General features: G+C 69.3%; 6 protein-coding genes. 3 read left to right on the top strand and 3 right to left on the bottom strand.

What is annotated here, in order from left to right; translation table 11 throughout:
* Positions 1-579 (bottom strand): SDR family oxidoreductase (locus J7E68_RS01525; RefSeq protein WP_215169212.1); only part of this gene is annotated, 579 nt, incomplete at its 3' end.
* Between the two features lie 173 nt (positions 580-752).
* Here J7E68_RS01525 and J7E68_RS01520 point away from each other — a divergent pair.
* The 3 genes from J7E68_RS01520 to J7E68_RS01510 all read left to right on the top strand — a co-directional run bounded on the left by J7E68_RS01520 (position 753) and on the right by J7E68_RS01510 (position 5,986).
* Positions 753-1,379, top strand: a complete 627-nt coding sequence (locus tag J7E68_RS01520; RefSeq protein WP_215169210.1) for a gamma carbonic anhydrase family protein — start codon at positions 753-755, stop codon at positions 1,377-1,379.
* On the top strand, positions 1,376-4,402 hold the full coding sequence (locus tag J7E68_RS01515) for an aminotransferase (protein ID WP_215169208.1): 3,027 nt from the start codon (positions 1,376-1,378) through the stop codon (positions 4,400-4,402). The genes J7E68_RS01520 and J7E68_RS01515 overlap by 4 nt, the downstream gene beginning before the upstream one ends.
* Before the next feature lie 156 nt (positions 4,403-4,558).
* Positions 4,559-5,986: an APC family permease gene (locus J7E68_RS01510; protein WP_215169206.1), complete on the top strand. Its 1,428-nt coding sequence runs from the start codon at positions 4,559-4,561 to the stop codon at positions 5,984-5,986.
* An 88-nt stretch (positions 5,987-6,074) separates the two neighbouring features.
* Here the strand turns inward: J7E68_RS01510 and gdhA are convergent, their stop codons facing one another.
* Together gdhA and J7E68_RS01500 are read right to left on the bottom strand one after the other, a co-directional pair.
* Positions 6,075-7,445: an NADP-specific glutamate dehydrogenase gene (gene gdhA, locus J7E68_RS01505; protein ID WP_215169204.1), complete on the bottom strand. Its 1,371-nt coding sequence runs from the start codon at positions 7,443-7,445 to the stop codon at positions 6,075-6,077.
* A gap of 150 nt (positions 7,446-7,595) precedes the next feature.
* Positions 7,596-9,816: phosphoenolpyruvate carboxylase (locus tag J7E68_RS01500; RefSeq protein WP_215169202.1), on the bottom strand; the 2,221-nt coding region annotated here is incomplete at its 5' end.

Here is a 9,816-nt window from a genome sequence, read left to right as displayed (position 1 = left end):
GCCCCGCATGGCTCTGTGGCCCTGCCCGGGGGTCATCCAGACGACGCGGGCCGTCGGCTTCTCGAAGGGACCGAGCGCCGGGATGCTGTCGCCGGGGCGCGCGACCGGCGACTCCGCTCCGCCGAGCTCATGACGGACGCGACGTGCGAGTCCGGCGGTGAGCAGCAGCGAGGCGCGCGTGTTCGCCTGCCAGTGCGCATCGAGTCGGTCGGCGGTCATGTCGAAGATGGTGCCGTCACCGCCCGACATCGCCTGGTTGCAGACGACGATGTCGAGCCGGCCAGACAGAGACGATGCGGCGTCGAGCAGCGGTTCGATGCTGTCAGGGTCGCGGAGATCCGCCTGAGCGTCGCCCATCACCGCTCCGGACGCGAGAGAGTCGCGGATGCCTGCGCGCACCGCGTCGAGATCGTCCCCGCCCCAGGGATGGTCGAGGTCATGAGGGCGGAAATGGTGGAAGAAGACGTTCGCGCCGAGAGACGCGAGTGACGTCGCGGTCGCGAATCCGATGCCGCGTCTGCGAGAGACGCCGGTCACCAGAGCGGTGCGTCCGAGCAGGGGAAGGTCGGGGGAGTGCATGACAGTGAGCCTTTCGATCGACGAAGCCGCAGGCACGCGGAACGGCGGCCGGAGGCAGGAGAAGAGTCGAGTCAGCTGCATTGCATGGGCGTCAGCGTAGCAGGACGAACGCTGCCCGCTCCGAGCCCGAAGCGGCCTTCTCGCCGTGTGCCCCGCACCACTACGCTGGCGTCATGTTGTACGAGCACCTCGGGGCTCGGCCCCGGATCCATGACACCGCCGTCGTCGCTCCCACCGCCGTGATCTCCGGCGATGTCGAGATCGGCCCCGGCTGCCAAGTGCTGCACGGCGCCGTGATCACCGCCGAGGGCGGTCCGATCAGGATCGGCGAGCACGTCATCGTGATGGAGAACGCGCTCATCCGGGCGACGGCCGCGAACGCCGTGCACATCGGCTCGCACACGCTCGTCGGCACGCTCGCGAGCGTCGCCGGGGCGACCGTCGGCGAAGAGGTCTTCTTCGCCTCGGGTGCCCGGATCTTCAACGGCGCTCTGGTGGGCGACAGGTGCGAGGTGCGGGTCAACGCGATCGTCCACCGCCGGGCCGTGCTGCCCTCGGGAACGGTCGTGCCCATCGGCTGGGTCGCGGTGGGCGACCCCGTCCAGTTGCTCTCGCCCGACCAGGAGGCCGAGATCTCGGCCGCCCAGCCCGAGCTCGACTTTCCCGGTCATGTCTTCGGCGTGGATCGCGACACCCCGGATCTCATGGTGCAGCTCACCGAGCGCTACGGCAGCTCGCTGGCCCGGCATGCAGACGACGTGCGTCTCGACGTCGACGGCCCCGCGGCGGGTCGCGGGTGAGCGCGGGCGCAGGACTCGTCCGTCCCGATGTGAGCGCGGCCGATGCTGTGCTGATCGCGCGCGAGTGCTACGGGATCGAGGCTGAGGCGAGCGAGCTGGGCAGCAATCAGGACCGCAACTTCGTGCTGTCCGAGCCCGACGGCTCGCGCAGTGTTCTGCGGGTCGACAACCCCGTGTTCGCAGACGAGGCACGAGAGGCGCAGCACCGGGCCCTCGACGCGTACCGGGCAGCCGGAGTGCCGGTGCCCGCGGTCATCCCCGGCCCCGACGGGGCCCTGACTCAGCGATGGCGCGGGTTCGCGGTGCGGCGCAGCGAGTTCGCCGAGGGCGAGGCGATGGTCGATGCCGGCTACCTCGCACCGGTGGTCCTCGCCGAGTTCGGGGCACTGGCTGCGGCATCCGTGAATGCGCTCGCTCCTCTCGAGCATCCGGGACTCGATCGCGCGCAGATGTGGGACATGCGGGTCGCACACGAGCAGACCGTCGCCCTGGCACCTGCGATCACCGACGCCGAGCTCCGTTCGCGTGTGCGGACGGCCGCAGACGAGGCGCAGGCGGCGCTCGCCGCGGTCGCCTCCCGCCTTCCGGTGCAGCCGATCCACGGGGATCTCACCGATGACAATGTCACGGGGCGTCGGGGAGAGGATTCCCGTCTGCACCCGCACATCGTGCTCGATCTCGGCGACCTGGGGCTCGGCTGGCGGGTCGCGGAACTGGCGGTCTGCGTCTCGTCGATGCTGCACCATGAGCCCGAGCGTCCGCTTCGCACACTCGACACCGTGGCGGCGTTCCACGCCGACGCGCCGCTTGACCGCGACGAGGCGGCTGCCGTGTGGCCGCTGGTCGTGCTGCGTTCGGCGCTGCTCGTCGCCAGCGGATGGCGGCAGCTCGAGATCGACGGAGACAACGACTACGCTCGCGAGCGCATCGCGGGGGAGCAGGCGATCTTCGATGCCGCGACCGCTGTTCCGCTCGTCGAGGCGACCGAGCTCGTGCTCGAGAGGGTCGGATTCGCAGCGCGACCGTTCGAGGTTCCCGTGGTCGACGAGTCCGAGTCCGAGTCCGAGTCCGACGCCCCTGCTGACGAGGGCGCATTCGAGGCGTCGGTCGTCGTGGCCCGGGCCGAGGCGACCGGCGAACTGGCGACCTTCCTGCCCGACCTCGAGGGCCGCGTCGTCGTCGTCGACCCCGGAGTGGAATCCGATGCGCTCGATGCCGGGCGCTGGTGCGCACCCGATGCCGAGGCGCAGCTCGTCTCCGAGGCGCACAAGCATGGTGCACGCGTCGCCGTCATGCCCTACGGCGTCTACCGCCTGACGAAGACCGCGATCGACGTCGCGGACGCTGCGGCGACCTGGGCGACAGAGACCGAACTGCATGTCGCCCCCGGCCCCTCGCTGCGCCTGGTCGCCGCGGTGGCCGGCGACCTGCGGATCGTCGACGACGGCGCGCGCATCGCGGTCGGCGACGACTGGGTGCTCGAGGTCCGCAGCCGCGACATCGAGGCGTCACGCACTGGTCGCGTCGAGGCGGGCGAGCGCATCGGCAGGCTCGCGGCCTCCTTCGCCATCCGGTCGCTCGTCGTCGGGCTGCGGCGGGCGGATGCTCCGTCCCTGCCTGCCGAGCCCGCAGCCGCCCGTCTCGTCGCCCCCGACAGGGCAGCCGCCTGGCGACGATTCACCGCCGACCCCGCGCCGTTGCTCGGGCTCGCCTCGCACGAGCAGTTCGACGACGCCGACGACGAGCGCCGGCGTCGCGAGAGGATCTTCGCCGAGGCGCAGGAGCGCTACTACGAGCACCCGCCGCAGATCGAGCGCGGCTGGCGGCACCACCTGATGGACACCACCGGTCGTGCCTATGTCGACATGGTCAACAACGTCGCAGGTCTCGGGCACGGGCATCCGAAGGTCGCGGCCGCGGCGGATCGGCAGTTGAAGACGCTCGCCACCAACTCCCGATTCCTGTTCCGCGACCTGGCGGAGTACAGCGAGCGTCTCATCGCGCTCATGCCCGAGGGCAGCGGTCTCGACACCGTGCTGCTGGTGAACAGCGGCTCGGAGGCTGTCGATCTGGGCATCCGTCTCGCTCAGGCCGCGACCGGTCGACGAACCGTGGTCGCACTGCGCGAGGCGTATCACGGCTGGACGATGGCGAGCGATGCGGTCACCACCAGCGCCTACGACAACCCGCACGCCCTCGCCACCCGACCCGACTGGGTGCACGTCGCCGACGTGCCCAACCCGTTCCGCGGGACGTATCGCGGCGACGGTGCAGCGGACCCGTATCTCGCCGACCTCGCGGCCGACCTCGACCGGCTGGCCGGCGAGGGGAGGGATGCCGCCGCCTTCCTGTGCGAATCCGTGCTGGGCAATGCGGGCGGTGTCGTGCTGCCCGACGGATACCTCGCAGGAGCCTACGAGCGGGTGCGGGCGCGGGGTGGCCTCTGCATCGCCGACGAGGTGCAGGTGGGCTTCGGCCGCATGGGCTCGACCTTCTGGGGGTTCGAGCAGTCCGGGGTCGTCCCCGACATCGTCACGATCGCCAAGCCCATGGGCAACGGCTTCCCGATCGGCGGCGTGATCACGTCTCGACGGATCGCCGACGCGCTGAGCAGCCAGGGGCAGTTCTTCTCCTCTGCCGGCGGAAGCACGCTCAGCTGCCGGGTGGGGCTCGCTGTCCTCGATGCCATGGTCGAAGACGATCTGCAGCGCAATGCCCTCGAGGTCGGCGACCATCTGGCCGGCGGCCTCCGTGCGCTGGCGCTCCGGCATCCGCTCGTCGGCCCTGTGCACGGCGCCGGGCTCTACCTCGGCGTCGAGCTCGTGCGGGATCGCGAGACGATGCAGCCCGCGTCGGCCGAGGCGGCGGCGATCTGCGAGCGGATGCGCGAGCTCGGTGTCATCGTGCTCACCACATCCGAGCGCTCGAACGTGTTGAAGATCAAGCCGCCGCTGTGTCTCACTCGGCAGAGCGCCGATCATGTGGTCGCGATGCTCGACAGGGTTCTCACCGAAGGATGGTGAGGGGCGTCGGCTTCGAAACGCGCGCAGATGCGGCATGTTAAATGCGTATTTCGAACCAGATCCGCTCTTCCTCTGACGAATATCTCGGGTACATACTGATGCTCAGCGTCGGACCGCCCGAAGTCCGACCCATGCGCTGTTCCCGCAGGAGTACACATGGCCCTGAAGACGAAGCCGCTCGCCCAGGGTGGCGGAACCCTCCGCCGCAACCTCGGTCTCTGGGCGATCGTCGTTCTCGGACTCGGCTACATGACACCCCCCGTGGTGTTCGACACGTTCGGCATGGTCGCCCGCGACACCGACAACGTCGTGCCCGCCGCCTACCTGGTCGCGCTGGTGGTGATGGTCTTCACGGCGATCAGCTACGGCAAGATCTCCCGCGCGATCCCGAGCGCCGGCTCCGCGTACACGTACGTGCGCGAATCGATCCACCCCAACCTCGGGTTCCTGGTGGGGTGGACCTCGCTCATCGACTACGTGCTCCTCCCGATGGTGAACTGCCTGATCATCCGCAGCTACCTCGAGGCGCTCTTCCCCGACATCCCCGGATGGATCTGGGTCGTTCTGTACTGCATCCTCGTGACGAGCATCATCTACATGACCATGCGCGGCACCTCGAACATGAACATGATCCTGCTGGTGTTCTCGATCGTGGTGATGGTGGTCTTCGTCGTGATGGTCATCGCCCAGCTGATGCGCGGCGAGGGCGCATCCACGATCGCATCCGCCGCCCCGTTCATGCACGACGGCGCGACCATCAGCGCAGTGCTCATGGGGGCGACCATCGTCTGCTTCTCGTTCATCGGCTTCGACGCGGTCACGATGTACGCCGAAGAGGCGAAGGATCCGAAGATCATGCCGAAGGCGATCCTCCTCACGGTGCTGCTGGGAGGCGCGATCTTCCTGATCGCGGCGTACGTCACACAGCTGCGCTTCCCCGATTGGAACGAGTTCGCCCCCGGCGGCGACATGCAGTACGTCGAGGACTCGACGCTGCCGGTGATCGGCCAGCTCGTCGGCGGCAACGTGCTGATGGCGGTCCTGACCGCGGCGGGATTCTGCGCGACCCTCGCCTCGGGCCTCGCCTCGCACGCGTCGGTGTCGCGCATGCTGCTGGTGATGGGGCGCAACAACGTGCTTCCGCAGCGGGCGTTCGGATACATCAATCCGCGCACCCACACCCCGACCTTCAACATCGTGCTGGTCGGTGCGATCTCGCTGCTCGCGATCCCGTTCACCCTCGAGCTGATCGCGGCCTGGATCAACTACGGCGCCCTCATCGCCTTCACCTTCGTGAACATCTCGGTGATCGCCTGGTTCGCGATCCGCAAGGGCATGCGCAGAACACCCCGCGAGATCTTCACCTACATCGTGATGCCGGGCATCGGCATGCTGCTCACGGGGCTCCTCTGGGTGAACCTGCACGCCGATGCCCTCACCGGAGGCCTCATCTGGACCGCCCTCGGGGTGATCTACCTCGCCGTGATCACGAAGGGCTTCCGACAGAAGGTCGTCGCGTTCGACGAGAACCAGGCGGTGACCGGCTACAACAAAGTCGTCAAGGTGCCGGTCGACGAAACCTGAGACACTGGCATGCGGAAGAGCCGCCTACCTGGGGAGGGAGGCGGCTCTTCTGTCTCGTGGTGTGTCGCGCGCGGGGTATGCCGAAGGCTCAGATGACGCCCTGGGCCAGCATCGCGCCGGCGACCCGCTCGAAGCCGGCGATGTTCGCACCTGCGACGTAGTCACCGGCGACGTCATGGCGCTCGGCGGCATCGAACGCGGCCCGGTGGATGTCGGCCATGATCTCGCGCAGCTTGTTCTCGCTGGCGTCGAAGCTCCAGCGCTGACGTGAGGCGTTCTGGCTCATCTCGAGAGCCGAGGTCGCCACGCCGCCGGCGTTCGCGGCCTTGCCGGGGGCGAAGAGCACACCCGCGCTCTGGAAGGCTTCGACCGCGGCAGGCACGCACGGCATGTTGGCGCCCTCCGACACCGCGCGCACGCCGTGGGCGATGAGAGCCTCTGCACCGTCGAGGTCGAGCTCGTTCTGAGTGGCCGACGGCACGGCGATGTCGACGGGCACCTCCCAGACGCTGCCGCCCTCGACGAACCGGGCACCGGGTCGGCGGTCGGCGTACTCGACGATGCGGGCGCGCTCGACCTCTTTGATCTGGCGCAGCAGGTCGACATCGATGCCGGCGTCGTCGACGACGTAGCCCGACGAGTCGGATGCCGTCACCGGCGTCGCGCCGAGCTGCGAGGCCTTCTGGATCGCGTAGATCGCGACGTTGCCCGAGCCCGAGACGCCGACGCGCTTGCCGTCGAGCGAGTCGCCGTGCACGCCGAGCATCTCCTGCGCGAAGAACACCGCGCCGTACCCGGTGGCCTCGGTGCGCACCTCGGCGCCGCCCCAGCCGGTGCCCTTGCCGGTGAACATCCCCGACTCGTGACGGTTCGTGATCTTGCGGTACTGGCCGAACAGATAGCCGATCTCGCGGCCGCCCACGCCCATGTCGCCGGCGGGCACATCGGTGTGCTCGCCGAGGTGACGATAGAGCTCGCTCATGAACGACTGGCAGAAGCGCATGATCTCGGCATCCGACCGGCCGTGCGGGTCGAAGTCCGAACCGCCCTTGCCGCCGCCGATGCCCTGACCGGTGAGAGCGTTCTTGAAGATCTGCTCGAAGCCCAGGAACTTGATGATCGACAGGTTGACCGAGGGGTGGAAGCGCAGGCCGCCCTTGTAGGGGCCGAGCACCGAGGAGAACTGGATGCGGTAGCCGCGGTTGACGTGAAGGCGACCGGTGTCGTCGACCCACGGCACCCGGAACAGGATCTGACGCTCCGGCTCGACCAGGCGCTCGAGGATCCCGCCGTCGACGAACTGCGGGTTGCGCTCGAGCACCGGGGCGATCGAGTTCAGGACCTCATGCACGGCCTGCTGGAACTCGGGTTCGTGGGGGCTGCGGGCGAGCACGGTGTCGAAGACGGGCTGCACGGATTCTGCGAGCGGGTGGAAGTCGGCCGAAGACGAAGAGGTCACGCGAAAGAGCTTTCTGATCGGGGGAGTGTGATGCGTGCGATCGTGTCGCGTGAGGGTGCGCCGGATCGGGCGGAGTTTTCACTCTAGCGGGCACGCCGATGTGAGGATCTTCACACCGGCGCGCTCGTGATCACGTACGAGGAGAGCAGGTCACCCGGTGTTCTGCAGGCCGGCGGCGACGCCGCTGACGGAGAGCAGCAGGAGTCGCCGCTGCTCGTCATCGGCACCCGATCCCGTCGCCGCACCCGGGTCGCGCAGTGCGCGCAGAGCGCGCAGCTGCAGAAGCGAGAGGGCATCGACGTAGGGGGTGCGCAGCTGCACGGCACGCTGCAGGATCGGCTTGTTCTCGAGCAGTCCGACGCCGCCGGTGAGGCGGATGACCCACTCGCGGGTGAGCGTCATCTCGTCGAGCACGAGCTGGGCGAGATCCTCGCGGTCGCCGAGTGCCAGGTACTGACGCGCGATGCGCTCATCGGTCTTCGCGAGGCTCATGGCGACGTTGTCGATCATGGTGCGCAGCAGCGGCCAGTCGCGATACGCCTCGATGAGACGCGCCTCGTCGCCCACGGCGGCCAGCGCCGTGCCGAGTCCGAACCAGCCCGCGAGGTTGATGCGGGCCTGCGTCCAGGCGAACACCCACGGGATCGCGCGCAGGTCTTCGAGCGATTCGACCGACAGGCCGCGTCGGGCCGGGCGCGAACCGAGGGCGAGCAGACCGATCTCCTCCATCGGGGTGACCGTGGCGAACCAGGGCGCGAAGCCCTCGGCCTTCACCAGCGAGAAGAAGCGCTCACGCGACGAGACGTCCATCACCGACGCGATGTCGGCGAACCGCTCGGCGGCGTCGCTCGTGTGCTTCTCGACGCTCGGAGACGAGGCGAGAAGCGTGGCCGCTGCGACCTGGTCGATGTGACGCATCGCGATGGCGGGCTCGCCGTAGCGCGCGAAGATGACCTCGCCCTGCTCGGTGAGCTTGAACCGTCCGTCGACCGAGTGCGGCGGCTGAGCGAGGATCGCCGAGTTCGCGGGGCCGCCACCGCGCCCGAGGGCGCCACCACGGCCGTGGAACAGGGTCAGCTCGAGATGTTCGTCCTTGGCCCAGCGAGCGATCTTCTCCTGCGCCTCGTAGAGCGCGAGGTTGGCGGCGACGGGGCCGACGTCCTTCGACGAGTCCGAGTATCCGAGCATGACCTCGAGCCGGTTGCCGGTCGCGGCCAGGCGGGTCTGGAACTCGGGGAAGTTCACCGCCTCGGCGAGGATGGCGGGGGCGGCCTGCAGGTCTGCGAACGTCTCGAACAGCGGGACGACGTCGAGCACGGGGGCGTCGTCGCCGAGGGCGTGCTTCGCGAGACGGTGCACGTTCGCGAGGTCGGACGCGGCCTGCGTGAACGACACCACATACCGCCCGGCGGCGCGGAGTCCGCGGTCGCGCTGGATGTCGGCGATCGCCCGGAAGACCTCCAGCACCTCCTCGGTCTGAGCGCTGATCGCCTCGCCGCCCTCGAGCTCGGCGAGAGCCGTGGCGTGCACCTGCGAGTGCTGACGGACTTCGAGCTCGGTCAGATGGAACCCATAGGTCTCCACCTGCCAGATCAGGTGCTGCACGCCGCCGAACGCGTGGCGCTTCGCCCCGGCATCCGCGAGAGACGACTGCACCGCGCGGAGATCGTCGAGAAGCTCCTCCGGTCGCGAGTACCGCTGGTCGTCGCCGCGGCGGGTGGCGGCGACCCGATGGGCGAGGGCGAGCAGGATGCGGCGGTGCGGCTCGCCGGGGGAGCGGGCGCCCAGCTCTTCGGCGACGCGCGGCTGCGCTGCGGCGAAGGTCTCCCAGATCGCCGAGACGGCGGCGCTCGGAGGCGTGTCCTCGGCGTCGAGGGTGAGCGTGCGGCCGATGCGCTCGAGTGCGCGCTCGAGACCTCGCAGCACGTGATCCGAGGCGATCTGCGACGCCTCCCGCGTGACGGATGCGGTGACGAACGGGTTGCCGTCGCGGTCGCCGCCGACCCACGAGCCGATGCGCACGAACGCGGGTACGACGGGGGCGCTCGACCCGGAGTCGTCGCCGCGCAGCGCGTCGTCGATGCGTCGGTACACGTGCGGCACCGTGGTGAACAGCGTCTCGTCGAAGACGCCCATGACCGTGCGGACCTCATCGGTGGGCGACGGCTTCTCGGCGCGCAGGGGAGCGGTGCGCCAGAGGGTGTCGATCTCCTCGAGCATGCGGCGTCGTGCCCGGTGGTCCTCAGACCCGCCGTCGCTCGCCGCATCGTGCTGGGTGAGCAGCTCGGAGAGGCGGCGGATGCTCGCCGAGACGGCGCGGCGACGCGCCCCCTGCGGGTGCGCCGTGAAGAAGGGGTGGAATCGCAGGCCC

The organism is Microbacterium sp. ISL-103, assembly GCF_018613995.1.
Classification (GTDB): domain Bacteria; phylum Actinomycetota; class Actinomycetes; order Actinomycetales; family Microbacteriaceae; genus Microbacterium.
Note: the sequence above shows the minus strand (reverse complement) of the source record. Positions and strands in the feature narration are given on the sequence as shown.

Excerpts from the sequence above, each read along its gene's own strand:
- J7E68_RS01520 (WP_215169210.1), top strand. The coding sequence starts at position 753 with ATGTTGTACGAGCACCTCGGGGCTCGGCCCCGGATCCATGACACCGCC.
- J7E68_RS01510 (WP_215169206.1), top strand. The coding sequence starts at position 4,559 with ATGGCCCTGAAGACGAAGCCGCTCGCCCAGGGTGGCGGAACCCTCCGC.